A 20,517-nucleotide genomic window follows, 5' to 3' on the forward strand; every position below is an offset into this window, starting at 1 on the left:
AATCTAATAATTAATACTTTCTGGGTCCTCGTTGTTACTTCCTTCCAGATATCAAGAAGATGTATAAAAGTCAACTAGACAAATCACAATCCAAAATTTTCATTAACAATCCATTAAAACTAAATATATATTAGGTGACAATGATAATCATTATCAAATAATGAGATCAAAAATACTCTCCCAATAAGAAAGGATGCACACATGAATACCAAAAGAAGGTCCTCATTAAACACACTATTAATCTCTATTGTATTGATACTGGCACTAGCTGGTTGCTCAAGTCAGAAATCTGGTTCGACCCCTGAATCGACGCCCGCTGAGAGTGCTTCGGCAAGTGCCGAAACTCCTACCGCAAATGCAGAATATCCGATTAAGATCAAGCATGCTTTTGGTGAAACGGTAATCGAGAGCAAACCCAAACGGGTAGTCACCATTCAATGGGCGAATCATGATGTTGCCCTCGCGCTCGGGGTTGTACCTGTAGGCTTCTCTGCAGCAAATTATGGTGTTCAGGATGGCAGTGGACTTTTGCCTTGGACAGCCAAAAAGCTCAAGGAACTGGGCGCGGACAAGCCGAACATCTTCCAGGATACGGACGGTCTTGATTTCGAGGCAATTTCGGACGCCAACCCGGATGTCATTCTTGCCGCTTACTCCGGTATAACCCAGGAGGACTACGATACTCTTAGTAAAATCGCTCCAGTTGTGGCCTATCCAACCACACCATGGTTAACCACTTGGCGCGAGCAAGTCCTGTTGAATGCCACAGGTATGGGCATGAAGGCAGAGGGCGAACAGCTCATTAAGGATACTGAGAAATTAATTCAAGATAAGGTCAGCGCCTACCCTCAGATTAAGGGCAAAAAGGTGGTCTGGGTCAACTTCTCGGCTAAAGATATGTCCAAACTACATATTTATACACCTGCAGATCCCCGCGGCTCTTTCCTGCAAGAGCTTGGCATGGTCTATCCGGAAAGTGTGACGAAGGAGATTAAGGATCCTACCAGCTATTCCGTGAATCTAAGTGCTGAGAACGCAGACATGCTTAATGATGCCGATATCTTGATCGGGTATGGCGGCGAAGACTTATATCAAGCGGTGAAAGCTGATCCTCTGCTTGGCAAAATTCCTGCAATCCAGCGGGGCTCTGTTGTGTTCATTGGTGACGGTACGCCTCTGGCTGCTGCTGGGAACCCGAATCCTCTCGCGATCGCTTATACCATTGATGAGTACCTCAAATTAATCGAAGGTGCTATTAACAAGATCAAATGAGCAGCAATTCAGTGTCAGGAAAAAGGGAGCTGCGCCCGCACGTTCCGAGAAATTTCACACGCGTAATAGTGATTTGCTTAGTTCTGCTGGGACTATGTGCGGCAGCCTCTCTGGTCTTAGGCTCTCGGCTGGTGGGGATTCATGAACTGCTCGACGGTTTATTTCGTCAAGACGTGGATTCCTACGGAGCAAACGTAGTCCGCAAGCGGATCTCCCGGACTGTGTTCAGCTTGATGTGCGGTGGGGCACTCGGAGTATCCGGCGCACTCATGCAGTCGGTCACCCGCAACCCCATTGCAGACCCAAGTATACTGGGCGTTAACACAGGCGCGTCCTTGTTTGTTGTGTGCGGAATTGCATTCCTCAACATAAGTACCGCTAACGAATACATATGGCTGGCTTTGGCGGGAGCTGCGATTACGGCTGTATTCGTATTCGGCGTTGGCTCGGTGGGACGTGGTGGAGCCACGCCCATCAAGCTTGTGCTGGCAGGAGCGGCAACAACTGCCGCCCTGTCCTCCCTGGTCACCGCCATCATGATTCCCCGCTCTTATGTCATGGATCAGTTCAGGTTCTGGCAAGTGGGAAGCGTCGGTTCGGCTTCTTGGAGTGCAATTGCTACATTTGTCCCGTTTCTGATCATCGGGGTTTTAATCGCGATCATTACCGCTCCGGCCCTAAATGCCCTGGCACTGGGTGATGAGGTGGCGACCGGGCAGGGCGTTCGAACAGGAACACTGAGGCTTATTGCCGCTCTTGCGGGTGTTCTGTTGTGCGGGGCGGCTACTGCGCTAGCAGGCCCTATTGGCTTCATCGGCCTTTTATCCACGCACGTCATACGCCTTATTCTTGGCCCTGATTTGCGTTTTGTAATACCTATGTCCGCAATTTCAGGAGCCATCATTTTGACGATATCGGATATACTCGGCAGGCTCCTCGGCAGTCCGGGAGAGCTTGAAGTCGGCGTTGTTACCGCATTTATTGGAGCTCCAATTCTCATCATCCTAGCTATGAAATCGAAAGTGCGATCATTATGAACAATCAATCTATTGAATTTATTATGGCTGGCCGGCGCCAAAGACGCCGCAGGTGGATACTTGTTACCAGCCTCCTTGCGGCACTTGCATGTCTGCTTTGCTGCGCGATGCTTCTACTCGGGAGCACCATTTACCCGGTTAGTGATGTAATCCGTGCCCTTACGGGAGAGCACCTCAAAGGTGTGTCCTTTGCAGTGAATACGATACGTCTGCCGAGAATGCTGGCAGGTCTTTTTGCCGGATTTGCCTTCGGCCTTGCCGGCTACACCTTCCAGACCATGCTGCGTAATCCCCTTGCGAACCCGAATGTAATCGGGATTACCTCCGGGTCTAGCGCGGCAGCTGTCTTTTGCATCATCATTCTTCATGCCAGTGGGGCTATAGTATCCATCGCATCTGTGATAGCCGGCCTGGCTACAGTGCTGTTAATTTATATTTTGTCCAAAGGAAAGACCTTCTCAGTCGGGCGGTTAATCCTTATTGGAATTGGCATACAAGCCATGCTTGACGCGGTGATATCCTATCTTCTGCTGGTGAGCGCACAGCAGGATATTCCGGCAGCACTCCGATGGCTCACCGGAAGCCTCAATGGCTCCGGGATGCAAGAACTCCCGCCCCTGATTATCACCGTTATTGTCCTGGCGCCTATCGTAATCGTGCTGGGACAACATCTAAGTATATTGGAGCTTGGAGAACAATCGGCTTCATCGCTCGGTGTGGACACGAACAAGACAAGAGTCCTGCTAATTTTAAGTTCTGTCTGCATGATTGCTATGGCTACCGCGACAACGGGGCCCATTGCCTTTGTCTCCTTCCTATCGGGACCAATCGCAAAAAGACTAGCCGGAGCCGGCTTCTCAGGCGTCATTCCGGCGGGGCTGGTTGGTGTTAATTTGGTTCTGGCGTCAGATCTAATTGGCCAGTTTGCCTTTGAGTACAGATTCCCTGTAGGCATCATAACGGGATTACTGGGAGCGCCGTACCTGATCTTCTTGCTAATCCGAATGAATCGTAGGGGAGAACTATAATGAAACCGACTCATATTTTTCAAGCCGAACAAGTCATTGCGGGCCATGATCATAAAACGGTCATTAAAGGAGTAAGCCTGGTTATACCTAGTAACAAAATTAGCGTGATTATCGGAGCCAACGGCTGCGGGAAGTCTACGCTTCTCAAAACACTGGCCAGACTGATCAAGCCCGCATCCGGCACAATCACGCTGGACGGAAGGTCCATTGGCAAGATTCCGCCAAAACAATTAGCACGAATCTTAGGACTGCTGCCGCAATCCCCCGTCGTACCGGAAGGAATCTCCGTCGCCGATTTGGTTGGGCGGGGAAGATTCCCGCATCAATCATGGCTCAGCGGATGGACCAAAAAGGATACGGAAGCTGTTGCGGAAGCGATGAGAATTATGGATATTACGGAGCTTGCCAATCATAATATTGACGAGCTGTCCGGCGGTCAAAGGCAGCGCGTATGGATAGCCATGGCGCTGGCACAGCAAACGGACATTTTATTTCTGGATGAGCCAACAACCTTTCTGGATATCACCTATCAAATCGAAATTCTTGACCTGCTCACAGACCTTAACCGCAAATACGGAACTACGATTGTCATGGTGCTTCACGATATCAACTTGTCTGCGCGCTATGCAGACCATATTTTTGCGCTGTATCAAGGAGAGCTGTTAGCTGAGGGTGAGCCATCCAAGGTCATTACAAGCACATTGGTTAAAGACATCTTCGGGCTTGACTGCACAGTGATCAAAGATCCCGTATCGGGTTCTCCTCTGGTCTTACCCAAAGGACGACATCACGTTAGTGGTCTTAACGACTAACGCTCATACGGTTCGGGCACAACGCAGCAGGCACCTGAGGAGCTACGCATTGTTGTGCCGCTTGGGGCTTGGGGTACAACAATGCGGTAGCATCGTCTGTAACAGCACAATAAGGGCCATCCCTGTTCGGGATGGCCCTTATTGTAATGCGAGTTGAATTAATTGTTCTTGTTCACACTACGGCTCATTTGGTTCACAGCGCTAAAGAGCGCTTTTATCGACGAGGTCATAATATCCACATCAATGCCGCAGCCCCAATAAACGCTGCTGTCTGAGGCCGTGATCCCGATATAGGATACCGCTTGCGATTTAGAACCGATCTCCAAAGCATGCTCCTTATAGCTCAGATCGCTATATTCGAGTCCAAGGTAAGCTTGCAGGGCATTGCTGATCGAATCCAGTCTTCCGCTCCCCGTACCTGTAATTTCCTGAACGCCGTCATCCGTCCGCACAACGGCAATGGTCTCAAAGTCATCCTCGTCATTAATACGATATTTAACCAATTCGATAGGCGTATTCAGATTGACATATTCCCTATTGAAAATGTCGTATATCTCATCCGGAAGCAGCTCTTTCTGCTGATGATCGGATACGTTCTTCACGCAATACCCGAAGTGCTCGCGCATCTTCTGCGGAAGATCGAGGCCATACTTCTGCTGCAGGATATAACCAATTCCGCCTTTGCCAGACTGGCTGTTGATGCGGATAATATCACCTTCGTATTGTCTGCCGATATCCAGCGGATCAATTAGCAGATACGGAACCGACCAATGCTGCGGCTCCTTCTCTTCGCGCCACTTCATGCCCTTGGCAATCGCATCCTGGTGCGAACCGGAGAAGGCTGTAAATACAAGCTCGCCGCCGTAAGGGTGTCTTTCGCTCACTCTCATTTTGGTCAGGCGTTCGTATACGGAGAGAATCGTCGGGAGATTCTCAAAATTCAGCTTCGGATCTACCCCGTGTGAGTACATATTCAGGGCCAGCGTAACAATGTCCACATTCCCCGTCCGCTCTCCATTACCGAATAACGTACCTTCTACACGCTGGGCTCCGGCCAGCATTCCAAGCTCGGCATCAGCCACACCGGTTCCCCGGTCGTTATGCGGATGAAGCGATAGAATGACATTCTCCCGATAATTCAAGTGATCACTCATGTACTCAATCTGGCTGGCGTAGACGTGCGGCATCGACATGGAGACCGTTGCAGGCAGGTTGATGATAACTGGATTCTCTGCCGTCGGCTGCCATACATCAAGCACCTGGTTGCAAATATTCAGCGCAAAATCAATCTCCGTACCTGTGAAGCTCTCCGGCGAATACTGGAACTGGAAGTTCCCCTCCGTCTCCGATGCACACACTTTGAGCAGCTTGGCGCCGGTCACAGCGATGTTGACAATCTCCTCTTTCGATTTGCGGAATACCTGCTCCCGCTGGGCTACAGAAGTTGAGTTGTACAAATGCACGACTGCTTTTCTCGCACCCTTCAGGGATTCAAAGGTTTTGCGGATAATATGCTCCCTCGACTGGGTCAGTACCTGGATTGTAACATCCTCCGGGATCAAGTTCTGCTCGATTAATGTCCGCAGGAAGGTGAACTCCGTCTCCGACGCTGCAGGGAATCCGACTTCAATCTCCTTGAATCCGATCTCTACCAGCATTTTGAAATATTCGAGCTTCTCCTCCAAATTCATGGGAACGATCAGCGCCTGATTTCCATCACGCAGGTCAACGCTGCACCAGGTCGGGGCTTCCGTAATATACTCCTTCTGAGTCCATTTGAGGCTTGCCTCCGGCGGCATAAAGTATCCTCTGGCGTATTTATCAACGTTTTTCATAGGTATCCATCCTTCCATCATTTTTGACATTCAGTCATTACAAGGCAGGCATAACACAAAAAAAGCCTTCCATCTCCATATAACAGAGACGAAAGACTGTGAAATCTTACGCGGTACCACTCCGAATTCATGCCCCAGGCATGCACTCTACGGATACGGGCTCCCCAAATTACAGATAACCTCATATCCACCTGATGATAACGGTCAGGATTCCGGCTCCGCCTACTTCTCTTGGTTCAGCGGGCAACTCCAAGGCGAGTTCCATTCTTCTTCGCGGCTGCTTCGCACCAACCAACAGCTCTCTGAGCGCTTAGAAAAGCGTACTATTCCTTATCAACGTATTAGGATATTAAAGTCATGCTATAACATCTGTGACTTTGTTGTCAATTGCCTTTTTGCAATCAGCCGTGCAAATCAACGTTGGCAAGGTGGGGGACCGGAGGAAGTGCCACAACATTACGAGCTTAGTATTCTCCTTTGATCACAAAGAACGAGCCCCGAATTGTCCCCGCTAGCTTGGACTTTTGTCTAGCAAATTTAAACTTCTCTTCTAACTCCTTGGGGATCTCCATCCCCTCAGAAAGCTTGAAGCCGACAGCCCGCTTCTTGGGATCATCCACTGTATACATAACATTAACCGCAAGTCCGTCTTCATAAAAAACGTAGGTGAATTGGATATTTTCCACTTGAAAACGCGAGGTTTCTAAGGGTTTGGCCGCAAACTCAATCCCTCGTTCTTCTTTCAAAATCCGGTTCACGTAATCCAGGTTCTCCTGGCTTTCGCTGGCCGGTACCACCGTAAATGCATGTTTGTATTTGTTCATAAAGTAACGGGCCTCATTCGCCCGCAGACCTGCAAGCGCATCTACTACAGGCGAGGATTCTAACCCCGCCGTAGATACATCTTTGAAATCAACAGTATAGGACATTTCCAACTCTCCTTCGATTACATTATTTGCGAACAACAGGGATCCACATTTCCCCATGTACCAAGCCATCTTGCTGCCTTGTCACAACCGCTGCATTCGGGCCGCCGACATAGGCGAAATCATCCGCTTCCGGCAGCACTTGACCAAAGGCGATGCCGGCAAGCTTATTCCCTAATTCGTCAACCGTCTCCCCTTCCCCTTTAACAACCAGGTATTCGCCCTTAGGGAAATGGATCACCCTGCTGGATTCTTCTGATGGTGCAGCTGACTCTGCTTCCTCTGTCATGACACCGGCATAGTACATCATCTTGTTGTTGACCGCTTCATTCACGGTAAAAATGTAGTCATTCGCGGCCATAGCTTTCAGCGTATCCAGTCTTCCATCCTTGCTAACAGCCTGCCAGAAGTCCGACTTTTCTTGGTTGATGCCGGCATAGTCTGTGTAATGGCTCTTCAGCTCCGTCCCAAGGCCAAACACGATAAAGCTTTCTTTTTGTTCCAACGTATAATTTGTCATACTTCAAACCTTCCTTCTCTTAGAATAATTTGTCATTATCTCGATCTGGGTATATCATAATCTTCAAACGTATCAAAAAATGAAACCTTTTAGGAGCGCTGATGAATAAAGTTGAACGGATTAATACCATCATGCGGTATATCAACAACCGGGCTCAATTTACCATCACTGAAATTATGCAGGAATTTAAGATCTCCCGTTCGACTGCGATTAGAGATATCCGGGATATTGAAGCCCTGGGGATGCCGCTTGTCGCCAAAGCGGGGAGGGATGGCGGGTATTATGTCATGCGTAACTCCCTTCTGCCTGGCGTGCGTTTTACCGATGATGAAGTCAAAGCGCTCTTTATTGCTTTTATGGCGACAAGAAATGCACAGCTCCCGTATCTGAAGAGCCGTCTATCTTTAGCCGAGAAGTTACTGGGCCTGATCTCAACTAACCAGCAGGATGACCTCGTACTTCTTAATCAAATTCTGCTGTTTGAGGGCACCAACCCCCATAATCCCGACCTGCTTGAACTCTCGGATCTCCCTCACCCCATGTTGGAGAGACTTATTCAGAACCTGCTTGCCGATCCTTATTTATGGATTACAATCGAGGAAGACAAGGGAACGAAATCTTATCCCATCTATCTCCTGTACCTGTATCATGAGAAGGGCTTATGGCAGATGGAAGGCTTTGATTTAAGCGAAGAACAGAAGAAGATTGTTCCGGTCGGCAATCTCATCCATATTGAATCCTACAAGCCGAAAAAGCGATTAAGCCGGAAGAAGATTCTAGAAAAACTCAGCAAACAGGAAGAGAGAATCAACCTGGTCCTTGAACTCGGTCACGAAGCTATTGCACAGTACAAAAAGTATCACCCTCTAAAAGCTTTTATTTCCTATACGAATCCCTATCAGACTACAGCGAAAGTAAAGATTTACATCGATGCCAATAACCCAGAACAATTGAGGGAAGTTACGAACTGGATTCTGTTCCTGGGAGAAGAGGTCAAGATCAGGGAGGCGCCGGAGGAAGTCTTGGAAAGTTTACAAAGGAGAGGAATTACCATACCACCATACGAGGGGGGAAAGAGTTCGTGAATACGGAATTTCTAAAAGGATTCCTGCAGACCGCTCAGACGAAAAGCATTGCAAAAGCCAGTGAGGCTCTGCATATAACCCATACCGCACTTAGCAAGCAGCTCAGAAGTCTGGAGCAGCAATTTGATGTGCAGCTGTTCGTTCGCTCCGCGCAGGGGGTTGAATTAACCGAGGCTGGCAGGGTTTTGCATGAATCCGCAACAGTACTGCTTGATCACTTAGATCAACTTACTACGTCTCTTGAGCCTTATAAGACATGGCGGCGCATTCGGATTGGATCCGTGCCGGATATCGCTTCCCAGTACCTGCTGGCCTCCTTACATAAATTAGAGGAAAGCGGACTGGAAGTGGAATTGGTGTATCGGTCATCTACTGCGGAATTGTACAAGATGCTCCTAAATGGGGAGGTCGAGCTCTTGGTAGCCGAGCGGCTCTCCATGCACCCTTCCATATGGATGGGGGAATTGCTGCGGGAGCCTTTACACGTGATCATGCCGAAGAGCCATCCGTATGCAGCCAAAACGTCCGTCACACTGCCCGAGCTCAGCAGCCAGCCGCTCATCCTCTACCAGGAGGGCTGTACTATTCGCGCAAAGATCACGGAACTATTCACAGCCATGAATCATCCGATGCACATCAAAACCGAGGTTAACTTCAAAGAAGTTATCCTCGGTTATGTGGACCATGGCGGAGGGCTCACGGTGCTGCCGGAACCCTACACAGTGCAGCTATCGCCAGATCGGTTAGTCAGCCGGCCCTTGGACCACCCGGATGCCCAGCGGACAATCGCCGTGCTAAGCATGAACCGGGAGAAAGGCCGAAAGATTCATAGGCTGCTTCGTTAAGTTAGATTGCTGCTGGAGATCAGCCGATTCCCGCTGCTTCCTCAGCTTGCAGGGACAGCTTCCTTGATCCCGAACAGTTGGAGGGAAATGTAGGGGTAGGTTCCATATCGTACGGCAAGCTCCAATTCCAGCAGCGTAAATCTTTCAATTGTGCGATTATTGGCCAGCTTCCCTGCATGAATGAAGCGGAACGGGAGCGGCTTGAAGATCTCTATGAATTGGGATACAGCCTCTTCATCGTCCCCGGTAACGAGCACATCGCTCTTCTGATCCTCAAAGACGGGATTCTCAAATACTTTGAAGAACGTATTCTTAAAGGCGCCGATTACTTTCGATTCCGGCAGGATGGACTGAAGGCGTTCAGCGGAAGATTCGCCCCACTGCGTTGTGAACCCGCTGAAATCCTCATTAAAAGGATTTGAAATATCTACTATGATTTTGTGCTTGATCTTCTCTTGGTGGGTGAGCGCCCAGTCCAATATGGCTGCTGCGGGGAAGGCCGGAATAATGATGTCTGCCTGCAGCGCCTCTTCATAAGTCACAACCTCGACTTGATCTGCAAGCCCGAAGCTTCTAGCAAGCTCCGCGGCTTCCCCCGGGTTGCGTGAGCCCCACAACACTCGGCCCCCTGTATAAGCTGCTGCTTGCTTTACCAATGCTTTTCCCATATTCCCTGTGCCTAGTACGCTGATTGTCATGTTTACCACTCCTTCTTTGATTTGATATCAGCATACCAACAAAGGAGCAGTCTCAGAAGTTCCACTAAATCGCAGCCATCCCACTTTTGGTTTCGGCCCTGTAACGCAAAGAAACCGCCCCTCGGCAAGGTGGAAGGTGTAACCCTACCACACATACCAAAGGGCGGCTTTACGTGCATCTTTACGCGACGCTACAGCAGTTCTTTGCGCAGCTGCTCCGGTGATTTCGGTGAGAGCAGACCGAATGGGATATCGAAGACGGTGTGTGCGCCGGACTCTCCTTTTTGCGCCAGACGGTACGCGGCGCGGGCATAGGCGACCAGGACGCTTGCGGTAAATTCGGGATTGCTGTCCAGCTTCAGGCTGAACTCGACGATCTGCGTATTCCCCGCACCTGTCCGCCCGCTTCGGAGAACATGACCGCCATGCGGCATGGCGCCATGTTCTGCTGCCAGCGTCTCTTCGCTCACGAAGTGAACTACGGTCTCGTAATCCGCAAAGTAATTCGGCATCGTGCGGATCGTCTCCGCAATCGCCTCGCGGTCTGCGCCCTCCTCAGCGACTACATAACACTCGCGCAGATGCTTGTCACGGGTAGACAGCTCCGGGTTCTCCCCGCTGCGCACGCGTTCCACCGCTTCTTCGCGTGGAATAGTGTACTGGATGCCATTCTTAACGCCGGGAACACGGCGAATGGCGTCGGAATGCCCCTGGCTAACGCCTTTGCCCCAGAAGGTGAACTCGCTGCCCTCAGGAAGCACGGCTTCTGCCAGCAGACGGTTCAGCGAGAATAGCCCCGGGTCCCAGCCCGTGGAGATGACGCCGACAGTTCCTGCCGCTCGGGAGCTGGCATCCACTTCCGCATAATACTCTGGAATTCGCGCATGGGTATCGAAGCTGTCTACCGTATGGAACAGCTTCGCTAGTGCCGGGCCCTGTTCCGGCAGGTCGGTTGCGGAGCCTCCGCATAGGATCAGTACATCGATTTTCCCGCGGTAACGTTCAATATCGTTAATGGACACCATCTGTGTGCCCGCCTCTAACTTGTCAGGATCGCGGCGCGTAAAAATCGCCTCCAGGCGAAGATCAGGATTCTGGCGGATTGCCGCCTCCACGCCGCGTCCGAGATTGCCGTAACCGACGATGCCAATAGAAATAGGTTGAGTCATGGTTATCTTGTCCTCCCTTTCATAATATGCTGTGCTGGATCAGATCCAGCCGCGGGCACTCATCGCTTCACCGATCCGTTTGATGGAGATCATGAAGGCGGCGGTCCGCAGATCAGTTCCGTGCTCACGAGATAAGGCGCGAACCGCATCATAGGAAGCATACATCCGCTGCGACAGGCGCTCCAGCACCTCTTCCTCTGTCCAGTAGAAATTGGCCAGGTTCTGTACCCATTCGAAGTACGATACAGTAACACCGCCTGCATTGGCCAGAATGTCGGGAATGACCAGCACGCCCTTCTCCTGCAAAATCCGGTCTGCATCCGGTGTGGTCGGGCCGTTAGCTGCTTCCGCGATGATCCGGGCCTTGATGTTAGCCGCATTGGCACCGGTAATCACATTCTCAAGCGCTGCAGGGATGAGGATATCGACCTCTAGCTCCAACAGCTCCTCGTTCGTAATCACGTATCTCTCGCCGTAGTCGGCCAACTTGGCCTGGTCTTTGAGTGCAAAAACCTTCTGCAAGTCAAGACCTTCCGCCTGGTACAAGCCGCCCCTCGAATCGCTGACCGCAACGACCTTACAGCCTTGTTCGGCCAGCAGTCTAGCCGCAATCCGCCCGGCGTTGCCGAAGCCCTGCACCGCAACGGTCGCACCTTCCGGCGATACGCCCAGCTCCTTGAGCGCGGCAAGCACGGTGTAGACGCAGCCTTGTGCCGTCGCTTCATTCCGGCCTTTGGAGCCGCCAAGAATGAGCGGCTTGCCCGTGATAATGCCCGGCGTATTGACGCCCTTCAGGCGGCTGTATGTATCCATCATCCAGCCCATAACCTCCGGTGTCGTGTAGACATCCGGTGCTGGAATATCTTTATCTGGTCCGATGAAGTCGGCTATAGCTTCCATGAATCCGCGGCTGACACGTTCCAGTTCTCCCTTGCTCAGCTTGCGCGGGTCACAGATTACTCCGCCCTTGCCGCCGTAAGGCAGACCTACAACGCCGCATTTGAAGGACATCCACATCGACAAGGCTTTGACCTCGTCCAGGGTAACGTCAGGATGGAAGCGAATGCCGCCCTTTCCCGGACCAATCGCATCGTTGTGCTGGGAACGGTAACCTTCGAAGACGACCACGCTGCCGTCGTCCATCTTGACTGGGAAATTGACAGCCAACACACGCTTTGGTTTCTTCAAAATATCGGTAACATGCTGCGGAAGCTGCAAATAAGCAGCCGCCTCATCAATCTGCTTTTGTACAATTTCAAAGGGGTTTAAGGTCTCTTGTGCCAATCCTACATTCTCTCTAGTGCTCATCAAGCTTCAGCCCTTTCTCCATCTGTTTTTGCGATTTAACGCTTTAAAGAAGATCAAATTACATCTTACATCATATGTTAGTTATATAAAAGGCTTTTATGGAAAATTGTTGATATAAAAATAAAAGACCCTCCTCGGCGGGACGGCCTTTACCTGGTTTAAACTAAGTTAATTGTCTCTGATCTGGTACAGCTAGATAAATCCAGTGCCTTGATCGTGCGAAAAAATCTCTTACTGCGCCGTCCAACCTCCGTCAACCAGGAGCGTAGTGCCCGTTACCATATCACTTGCTGGTGAAGCCAGATAGATAACGGCACCTGCAACATCACTAATCTCAGCCAAGCGCCGATTAGGTATTCTCGCCAGCACCCCTTCTAGGTAAGCAGGATCATCCAGACGCTCTGAATTTCCTGGCGTGTAGGTGAAGGTGGGGCCAACTGCGTTCACATTCACACCCCCGGCGGACCACTCGAGAGCAAGAACCCGCGTCAACTGATTCACACCGCCCTTGGAGGCGCAGTATACGGCGTGATCTACGATCCCCACGACACTAGCCTGTGAGCTCATATTGATGATTTTGCCGTATCCCTGAGCAAGCATAATCTTCCCTGCCGATTGACAGCAGAAGAACAGCCCTTTGAGGTTCACATCCATCATGCTGTCCCAATCTTCTTCGGTAACCTCGACTGCTGGATGATTGTCGCCGAGTCCGGCATTGTTAACCAGAATATCTAATCTCCCAAAGTGCATCTTCACCTGATGGATGACCGAGTCAATCTCCTTCACATTCCGAACGTCAAGTGTAAAAGCAGCCGCTTCGCCTCCCTCCGCCCGGATCTCGGATACTAACTGCTCTAGCTGCTCCTTGTTCCTAGCTGCAACAGCGACCTTCGCGCCAGCGTGAGCCATAGCCTTGGATAGCTCAAACCCAATTCCTTTACTAGCCCCTGTGATCATCGCAATCTTGCCAGTCAGATCAAATTGTGGATACATCCTGCAGGCTCCCTTCATTCGTGTAGTCATTCACTTTAAATATTATGGTTTCATAGCTGTCCGCCCATAATGCTGAAGGATGATTCTCGGTGTGAAGGCTGCTCCGTCCCGTACGGTAGAGCAGATTGTTTGGATTTGTTATCCATTCGCCTGCAGGGGAGTCTGTATCCAACTGAACGAGCACAGGTTCCGCGGACAAATTTACGATGATCAGGAACTTAATGCCGTTGTGCTGCCTTATGTACGATAGTACTCCAGTAGCCGAGCTGCGTACGAACTCTAGTGTTCCCGCCCAGAATGCCGGCTGATTCGTTCTAAGCTGGATCAGGAATTTATAGTGCTCGAACAGGCTGGTATCGAATGAATCCCAGTTCAGTTTGTATTCATCGAATAGGGACGTCCATGTGGCCATTGTGTTCTCATTGAACTCCTGTCCCATCATAATGAGGGGGACGCCTTCCAGCGTTAATAAGATCGAAGCTGCAGCTCCTGCATACTCCGTACCCAAGTACTCCGATATTCGGGTCTGCTCTTTATCCTCCAGCCAATTCATCCTCAGGGAATGCTTGGGGAAGCTGTACTTGTAAGAGTCATATATCGCGATAAAATCTGCCTGGGTGATTGTTCTGTCCATCATCTGACGAATCAGAATGCGGGGATTCCCGTTGTAGGTCAGATCACAGGATTCAAGATGATGATATTCATCATAAGCCTGAGAGATCAGGATCAGATCGGCTTTGACCTCCTGCAAGGCCAGTTTGATCTCCGTGAGGAAATCATAAGGGGTAATGTCCGAATCATCCAATCTGATTCCATCAAAATCAAACTCGGTAATCCAGTATTTCATAGCCTGGGTTACATCATCCCTCATGCCCCGGCTGCTGAAATCCAGACCCGCAAAATATTCACGGTGAGGCACATCATAGTAGATCTCACCTTGTTCATTATGTGTAAAATACTCCGGATGACTTTCCGTCAGAATATGGTCCACGCTTGTCCGGTTCAAGACCCAATCCAGAATGACCCGAATCCCATTCGAGTGAGCTGTGCGCATAAAATAAAGCAGATCCTCTTTGGTTCCAAACTCCGGATCGATCGAATAGAAGTCTTGGACCGCATAGGGGTCGCCGTATTGGCCAATTCTGCGCTCATGTCCCACTTCGTTAAACGGCATCAACCACAGCGTATTGATTCCCATATCTTTAAAGTAGTCTATCTTATCAGCCAATCCCCGGAATCCGCCTTCTGTAAACGCACGGAGATGCAGTTCGTAAATGACCGACCTCTTAATCCACTCGGGACTTGGAAGAGCAGTAAAGTTCTCATACATATAGCCCGGGCTACTGCTCGAAATCTCATTGGTGCGGATGAGTACATCCCCATTCTCCGTTATCGTCATCGAGGAATTATTCTGTCCGTCCTCCGATATGCTCGGATTGAGCGGGTCTACAATCCACTCGGTATCATTCAGCACCAATTTATAGAGATGCCTTCCCTTCGAAATAGGCAGTTCAAGCTCCCAACCTGCCCCATCTTCCATACGGTTCATATAGTTCCGATCGCCATTCCAATTGTTAAAAGTCCCTGCTACAGCAACCCGATCGACTGGAATATCCGAATAGTAAACAAATCGCACGCCCTTAGATCCCTTTGTTGGAAATATGTCCGGCATGGCAGGACCTCCTTCTTATTCATGGATTCCTTACTATCGTATCTGCAACGAGACAGGCTTCCAATATCCAATACCACTCGATCATTATGCTATTCTGTTGTGTTGATCCGATCCCTAACCTTAATATAAGACTCATTTAAAATGTTCACATTTGAGGGTACAGTCGTAACTACGGGGAATGCTTGGACTTTCGGCCGCTGTTGTCTCCACATTTCTTGAATTATACCGCTGAGCGGATGAAATCCAGAGACAAAGGCGATCGCTTTCGCTCCTACAGTTCCAAGCTTCCCCTCCGTTACGCCTTACCTACATGGCATATTTTTAACTGAGTCCTATAGAACGGTAACGTTAGCTCTGGCAATAATCGCCTCTTTAAAGCTCTTAGGGGAGCAATGATGAACCCGTCTGAACAGCTTGTAGAAATGGGATAAGTTCGGCAATCCGACCTGCTCAGCAATCTGGGCAATGCTGAGATCTTCGGTCAGCAGCAGGCGTTCGGCATACTTGATTCTGCGGTGTATGACATAGTCCGTGAACGTCATGCCCATGGTCTGTTTGAAATATTTAAGGAAATAGGTATAACTGAAATTCACGAGTAGACAAGCCTGCTCCACCGTGATTTTAGTGGACAAATGGGCTTCTACGTAATCGAAAATCAATTTTAGCTTGGCATAGTTAACAGGTCGATTGTGTTCTAACAAGCCCCTATTCTCATGACGTGTTAATAGAAAAAGGCATTTCTTCACCAAATAGTTAATGGCCATCTCATAGCCCCGCTGCTTCTGTTCGTGTTCCTGCTGAAGCTCGAGTACGGTACTGTAGAACTGCTGACGCAGTTCGGGGTTATCCCTGAACAGCAAGTTCAACTTGGTCAAAGGCAGCAAGGATTCCTGAAATAAATAAAGGAACGGAAGCATGTTGGAATCCAGGAAGGCGTCCAGCTCGAATTGAATGACCACATAATCAACCACTTCACCTGGTCTTCTGAGATCGAGATGGGGCTCGCGGGAACCGAGAATGAGTACATCCCCCGCCCGCAAATGGTAAACTTCAGCTGGCGTGTGGATCTCCATTCTGCCAGAACGTACAGCGATGATCTCTAACTCTGGATGGACATGCCATCCGTGCTGGCATATCGCCGCACTGTGAAAGCTGCGCACGAGTATACGAAGCAGCGGATCGTTATATAGAATCGGCTCTTCAATTAGCTCCATCTACTTCATCTGCTCCTCGATCACCTGCTGGGTCCCGAGCAGAATCAGCTTCAATCCGAACTCAAAAGCTCGATCGGTCCCCATCAGCTCGAACAGCCCGTTCGTGAACATCCTCCGGAACAGTCCTGCGTCCGACTCACTCATGGAGTCCAGGAGGCGCGTCATCTCGTCGCCCGGAAGCTCCTTCTGCTCTTTGAGAACAGCGGTGACATTACGCTGATGTTGATAAGCGTCCAGCACAAAGTAGTAGACATAGTTCACCAGGGTGACAACGACTTGCATCTTCTGCTCCTGGTCAAGCGGTGTCGACTCCACACAGAGCAGCATGCGGTTGGTGAACCGGATGATGTCCGGTTCGTGGGGCAGCGTCATCATCATGAGCTGCGTGGAGCAGGGATACCGGCTGAGCACACCCCGCACTGTGACCGCAAGCTCCGAAAGCTGCTCTTTCCAGTCCCCTTCGGATTCGAACTCTTCCAGAATGATGGATGACACTTGATTAGCCAGGCGCTGGTAAATATTCTGCTTGCTCTTGAAGTACCAGTACAAAGAGGGCGCCTGAATCCCCAGCCGGTCGGCCAATCGCCTCATACTGAATTTCTCAATACCATCCTCTCCCAGAAGTATCCATGAGGTTTCCAATATTTTATCCTCAGAGATCTGAGGCTGCTGTTTCTTCATCGTTATATCCGCCCTTTAACTATATAAGTTGAACTAATGATTTACGTGCTAGGCTGCCGTGTGAAATGTTCCTACGATCGCTGTTGTTCTCAGACTTCTTTATTCATTTTCTAAGGTAGAAGTCTAATCACAAAGCGTATGCTTCCGATGTAGCTTTCTTTCAGAAAGCTTTCAGGCGAACGCTCCGCTTCTCCGGAATCATTTCACACTCTTGCCTATATGTAAACCTTAAATCAAACTTATCTAACAGTGTAAGTTTGTGCTTTACAGGTTCATAGCTTCATGATATCATCTAACACTGTAAGGCTCAAACTAACAGTGTTAGACAGTGAGTCAAATTAACAGAAAGTGGTGATCCCCATGGATGCAGAAAACCTCCATTACTTTGAGAAAGCTCCCATCGCCAAAGCCGTAGCTCACTTCGCTGTACCGATGATGCTGGGCACGTCAATGAGTGTCATCTATTCCATCTTGAACGCCTATTTCCTTGGCACTCTTCACAATACGGCCATGCTCACCGCACTCGCGCTAACCCTGCCGCTATTTGCCGCCATTATGGCACTGGGCAACCTGGTTGGCATTGGCAGCGGCACCTTCATCTCTCGCCTGCTAGGAGAGAAGAAGTATGAGGATGTGAAGCACGTATCTTCCTTCGCTTTTTACAGCAGTCTAATTCTCGGTCTTATCGTAATCGCAGTCGGCCTCCCGTTAATCGATCCCATTGTTCATGGCCTGGGGTCGACGCCTGAATCCTTCGGCTTCACCAAAGACTATGTCACAGTTATGCTTATAGGTTCACCCTTCGTCGTACTCTTCTTCACGCTGGAGAATATCGTGCGCTCGGAGGGCGCAGCCATCACCTCGATGGTCGGAATGATACTCAGTGTTGTCGTGAACATTATCCTCGATGCGTTAGTCATCTTCGTGTTCCACTGGGGCGTGATCGGCGTAGCGTCGGCTACAGTCATTTCTAACCTCGCGGCGAGTGCATTCTACGCCTTCCACATGGGGTATAAGAGCCAATTCTTAACGGTCTCCGTCCAGTGGTTCAAGGCTACCCGAGACATTCTGAGCAATGTAATCAAAATTGGGGTTCCTGTCTTTATTATGAGTATCTTCCTCGGTGCGATGTCGCTGATCTTTAATCATTATCTAGTTGAATATGGGGATCCAGCCGTAGCGGCTTACGGAATTTCATCACGTCTGCTGCAATTTCCTGAGTTCATTCTGATGGGGTTATGCGAGGGGGTCGTGCCGCTCATTGCCTTCTCTTTTACAGCTAATAAATTACGCATGAAGCATACCATCGGATTTACGATCAAAGTCATTGTCGCATTGGCCGTCCTGTTCGGCGTCATGGTCTATCTGATCTCGGACCACTTGATTGGCCTATTTACGAACGACCCGCAATTAATCCAAATGGGCAGCTATATTTTGCATGTGACGTTCTTGTCCTTGTTCATTACAGGAATGACCACGTTGTTCACAGGGATCTTCCAAGCCACTGCGCAGGGAACGGCAGCGTTCGTCATGTCAGTCATTCAAGGAATTACTCTGATTCCGGTACTCTATTTCGCCAATCGCATGAACGGCTTCCATGGCGTGGTCTGGTCCCTCGTCATTGCGGATGCCGCCGCGTTCCTTGTTGGGGCTATCATGCTGTATGCTCTGCGGACCAAGCTGCAGCCCGATTTAGAGAGTTTGGTGCATTAGAATAGGATCAGCAGAAAAGAAAAATGCCCGCAGAAGAACTAGCCCCTCCAGCCAGAACGGCAGAGGGGACTAGTGCATTGCTGCAAGCTAACACGGATCTCGATTGTTGATTCAGTACGTCACTCAGATTTTACATAAATTGTTCATGGCCTTAGACGCGCTCGACAAGGAACTCGGAGTTATAAATCTCACTAATCCTGCCCAGAATGGTGTCCGCCTGATGGGTGAACTTTAATCCTGTAACCTGATCCTTCATCAAGAATACCCCCGTCTCATTGCGGTGTTCACCGAAAGCTCCCTCATACAGCCGGCTCGCACCTTTGGTGGGTGGAGAGAAGAACAGCTTCATGAGCAGTCTAACCCCTATGGGCAGGCCGGACTCCTTCCCTTTCCTTAGCGTATTGTTGCCGCCCGGGTCCACACTACGGATCTTGATGCCCTCCCTGGCAAGCTCTGGGGCGAGGGCCTGAGACCACAGCGAAAGCGCGAGCTTGGAGCTTGCGTAGGGACCTATCAGCTTGCGGAAAGCTGCTGGCTGCTCCAGACTTTCAATACTAAGCTCCTTCGTAAAATTAAACGCCGAGGATGAGGTGTTGATCACCGTCTTTAAGTGGCCATTCCTTAGGAGCTCCTTCATTTCCATCAGAATAATATACGGAACGACTGTCATCAGCTCGTAATGCTTCTCGCGCCCTTGCTTTGAATAGCTGAGTCCCGGAAGACTCCCGCCAGCGTTGTTGAACAAGATATCGATCCGCGGCTCCTTGCCTTTAATCTCCTTCAGAGCAAGTCTCAGGCTGTCATAATCAGCGAGATCCGCTGACTTATAAATACGAAGCATTCCATTCTTAACCGCCTCTTGAATCTTCCTATCATCCGCCGGAAAATCTGAACGGATCAAGGCAGCCACCTGCCAGCCCTCAGATAGCAGCCGCCGGGTTAGTTCCAGCCCGATCCCGGCGCTTGCACCTGTAATCATTGCAATACTCCCCTGTGGGTCCATGTTCATTTCACGTCGCCTCCCAAGTCACATTGTCCTTCATAGCGCACATTCTATAACTTGGAGTCGACTCCAAGTCAATGCACGAAATGTTCAGATTTGTCCCAGGGATGATGAGAGACTTGACCTGGAGTCGACTCCAAGATGTATAATGCTTCCAATAAGTGAACTTCGGGAGGGAACAGAATGAACGCAGAGATGACTTTTACGATCAAGCAGACCGCCGAACAAGCCGGAATATCCGTGGATACGATCCGATACTACGAGAAGATCGCGCTGCTCCCCCGGGCAGACCGGCAGGATAACGGGCACCGCCTCTACCGGATGAAGGACATCGATACGATCCGGCTGATCTCATGTCTGAAGAAAACCGGTATGCCGCTGGAGGAAATAAGGCCTTTTTTGGCTGTCTCCGCGAACAGCGACCCTGGAGAATACCCCGAGCTGGTGGATCGCATAAAGAGCCACCGGGAACATATTGTCAGCCAAATCGCGTCGCTGCAGCAGGTTGTCGACTTCATCGACATAAAGCTTGCGGAAGGCAAATACCGGCAGGACTGCCCGAATGGGAGTCAAGCCGGTATGGGCGAGAACAAGCCCCGGGAACCGAAGTCAAAGTCTGTCTCCCCGGCTGAAATGGGCTATTTTCCCGTATCCGCCAAGGCGGGCAAGTCCCCAGCTTTCTGAGAGATTATAAGAAAGTTTCGGC

At 50.0% G+C, this 20,517-nt stretch carries 19 protein-coding genes and 1 other annotated feature; of the genes, 8 read left to right on the forward strand and 11 right to left on the reverse strand.

Annotation, left to right across the window (positions count from 1 at the left end):
* Positions 1-201 precede the first annotated feature (201 nt).
* From EJP77_RS08135 to EJP77_RS08150, 4 genes are read left to right on the forward strand one after another with little or no spacing between them, the layout of a single operon-like run.
* A complete protein-coding gene (locus tag EJP77_RS08135) occupies positions 202-1,272 on the forward strand; it encodes an iron-siderophore ABC transporter substrate-binding protein (RefSeq protein WP_127198713.1) in 1,071 nt (356 codons plus the stop codon).
* Entirely contained in the window at positions 1,269-2,309 is a 1,041-nt protein-coding gene (locus tag EJP77_RS08140) for a FecCD family ABC transporter permease (protein ID WP_127198714.1), read from the forward strand. The genes EJP77_RS08135 and EJP77_RS08140 overlap by 4 nt, the downstream gene beginning before the upstream one ends.
* Positions 2,306-3,337: a FecCD family ABC transporter permease gene (locus EJP77_RS08145; RefSeq protein ID WP_127198715.1), complete on the forward strand. Its 1,032-nt coding sequence runs from the start codon at positions 2,306-2,308 to the stop codon at positions 3,335-3,337. Before EJP77_RS08140 ends, EJP77_RS08145 begins: the two co-directional genes overlap by 4 nt.
* Positions 3,337-4,149: an ABC transporter ATP-binding protein gene (locus EJP77_RS08150; RefSeq protein WP_127198716.1), complete on the forward strand. Its 813-nt coding sequence runs from the start codon at positions 3,337-3,339 to the stop codon at positions 4,147-4,149. Before EJP77_RS08145 ends, EJP77_RS08150 begins: the two co-directional genes overlap by 1 nt.
* Before the next feature lie 158 nt (positions 4,150-4,307).
* Here the strand turns inward: EJP77_RS08150 and leuA are convergent, their stop codons facing one another.
* The 3 genes from leuA to EJP77_RS08165 all read right to left on the reverse strand — a co-directional run bounded on the left by leuA (position 4,308) and on the right by EJP77_RS08165 (position 7,430).
* Complete coding sequence (gene leuA, locus EJP77_RS08155) at positions 4,308-5,984, reverse strand: 2-isopropylmalate synthase (RefSeq protein ID WP_127198717.1); 1,677 nt, start codon at positions 5,982-5,984, stop codon at positions 4,308-4,310.
* 81 nt (positions 5,985-6,065) lie between these two features.
* Positions 6,066-6,330 (reverse strand) — a binding site (T-box leader).
* 118 nt (positions 6,331-6,448) lie between these two features.
* Positions 6,449-6,913 carry a phage tail protein gene (locus tag EJP77_RS08160; RefSeq protein ID WP_127198718.1) on the reverse strand — a complete coding sequence of 155 codons (465 nt, stop codon included), beginning with the start codon at positions 6,911-6,913 and terminating at the stop codon, positions 6,449-6,451.
* Between the two features lie 22 nt (positions 6,914-6,935).
* Positions 6,936-7,430, reverse strand: a complete 495-nt coding sequence (locus EJP77_RS08165; RefSeq protein ID WP_127198719.1) for a GyrI-like domain-containing protein — start codon at positions 7,428-7,430, stop codon at positions 6,936-6,938.
* 101 nt (positions 7,431-7,531) lie between these two features.
* Between EJP77_RS08165 and EJP77_RS08170 the strand changes: the two genes are divergently transcribed.
* Both EJP77_RS08170 and EJP77_RS08175 read left to right on the forward strand, forming a co-directional pair.
* On the forward strand, positions 7,532-8,515 hold the full coding sequence (locus tag EJP77_RS08170; protein WP_127198720.1) for a helix-turn-helix transcriptional regulator: 984 nt from the start codon (positions 7,532-7,534) through the stop codon (positions 8,513-8,515).
* A complete protein-coding gene (locus EJP77_RS08175) occupies positions 8,512-9,360 on the forward strand; it encodes a LysR family transcriptional regulator (protein WP_127198721.1) in 849 nt (282 codons plus the stop codon). The genes EJP77_RS08170 and EJP77_RS08175 overlap by 4 nt, the downstream gene beginning before the upstream one ends.
* Before the next feature lie 41 nt (positions 9,361-9,401).
* On the opposite strand, the gene EJP77_RS08180 is transcribed toward EJP77_RS08175, so the two are convergent.
* The 7 genes from EJP77_RS08180 to EJP77_RS08210 form a co-directional block, all read right to left on the reverse strand.
* The gene (locus EJP77_RS08180) at positions 9,402-10,058 is read right to left on the reverse strand and encodes an NADPH-dependent F420 reductase (protein WP_127198722.1); all 657 of its coding nucleotides are present in this window, start codon (positions 10,056-10,058) and stop codon (positions 9,402-9,404) included.
* Positions 10,059-10,249: 191 nt separating this feature from the next.
* The gene (locus EJP77_RS08185) at positions 10,250-11,227 is read right to left on the reverse strand and encodes a diaminopimelate dehydrogenase (RefSeq protein ID WP_127198723.1); all 978 of its coding nucleotides are present in this window, start codon (positions 11,225-11,227) and stop codon (positions 10,250-10,252) included.
* A 39-nt stretch (positions 11,228-11,266) separates the two neighbouring features.
* Positions 11,267-12,535 carry a Glu/Leu/Phe/Val family dehydrogenase gene (locus tag EJP77_RS08190; RefSeq protein ID WP_127198912.1) on the reverse strand — a complete coding sequence of 423 codons (1,269 nt, stop codon included), beginning with the start codon at positions 12,533-12,535 and terminating at the stop codon, positions 11,267-11,269.
* 231 nt (positions 12,536-12,766) lie between these two features.
* Complete coding sequence (locus EJP77_RS08195) at positions 12,767-13,528, reverse strand: SDR family NAD(P)-dependent oxidoreductase (protein ID WP_127198724.1); 762 nt, start codon at positions 13,526-13,528, stop codon at positions 12,767-12,769.
* On the reverse strand, positions 13,512-15,200 hold the full coding sequence (locus EJP77_RS08200; RefSeq protein ID WP_127198725.1) for an alpha-amylase family glycosyl hydrolase: 1,689 nt from the start codon (positions 15,198-15,200) through the stop codon (positions 13,512-13,514). The genes EJP77_RS08195 and EJP77_RS08200 overlap by 17 nt, the downstream gene beginning before the upstream one ends.
* 332 nt (positions 15,201-15,532) lie before the next feature.
* Positions 15,533-16,414: a helix-turn-helix transcriptional regulator gene (locus EJP77_RS08205; RefSeq protein WP_127198726.1), complete on the reverse strand. Its 882-nt coding sequence runs from the start codon at positions 16,412-16,414 to the stop codon at positions 15,533-15,535.
* Positions 16,415-17,095, reverse strand: coding sequence for a TetR/AcrR family transcriptional regulator (locus EJP77_RS08210; protein WP_127198727.1), 681 nt, complete (start codon positions 17,093-17,095; stop codon positions 16,415-16,417). It lies immediately after the preceding gene.
* Positions 17,096-17,455: 360 nt separating this feature from the next.
* Here EJP77_RS08210 and EJP77_RS08215 point away from each other — a divergent pair, with 360 nt between their 5' ends.
* On the forward strand, positions 17,456-18,808 hold the full coding sequence (locus EJP77_RS08215) for an MATE family efflux transporter (RefSeq protein ID WP_127198728.1): 1,353 nt from the start codon (positions 17,456-17,458) through the stop codon (positions 18,806-18,808).
* 151 nt (positions 18,809-18,959) lie between these two features.
* Here EJP77_RS08215 and EJP77_RS08220 read toward each other — a convergent pair whose 3' ends face one another.
* Positions 18,960-19,817: an SDR family NAD(P)-dependent oxidoreductase gene (locus EJP77_RS08220; RefSeq protein WP_127198729.1), complete on the reverse strand. Its 858-nt coding sequence runs from the start codon at positions 19,815-19,817 to the stop codon at positions 18,960-18,962.
* A 177-nt stretch (positions 19,818-19,994) separates the two neighbouring features.
* On the opposite strand from EJP77_RS08220, the gene EJP77_RS08225 reads away from it, so the two are divergent.
* The gene (locus tag EJP77_RS08225) at positions 19,995-20,495 is read left to right on the forward strand and encodes a MerR family transcriptional regulator (protein ID WP_127198730.1); all 501 of its coding nucleotides are present in this window, start codon (positions 19,995-19,997) and stop codon (positions 20,493-20,495) included.
* The last annotated feature ends 22 nt before the right edge of the window (positions 20,496-20,517 follow it).

The sequence above is a fragment of the Paenibacillus zeisoli genome (assembly GCF_003994465.1).
Taxonomy (GTDB): domain Bacteria; phylum Bacillota; class Bacilli; order Paenibacillales; family Paenibacillaceae; genus Fontibacillus; species Fontibacillus zeisoli.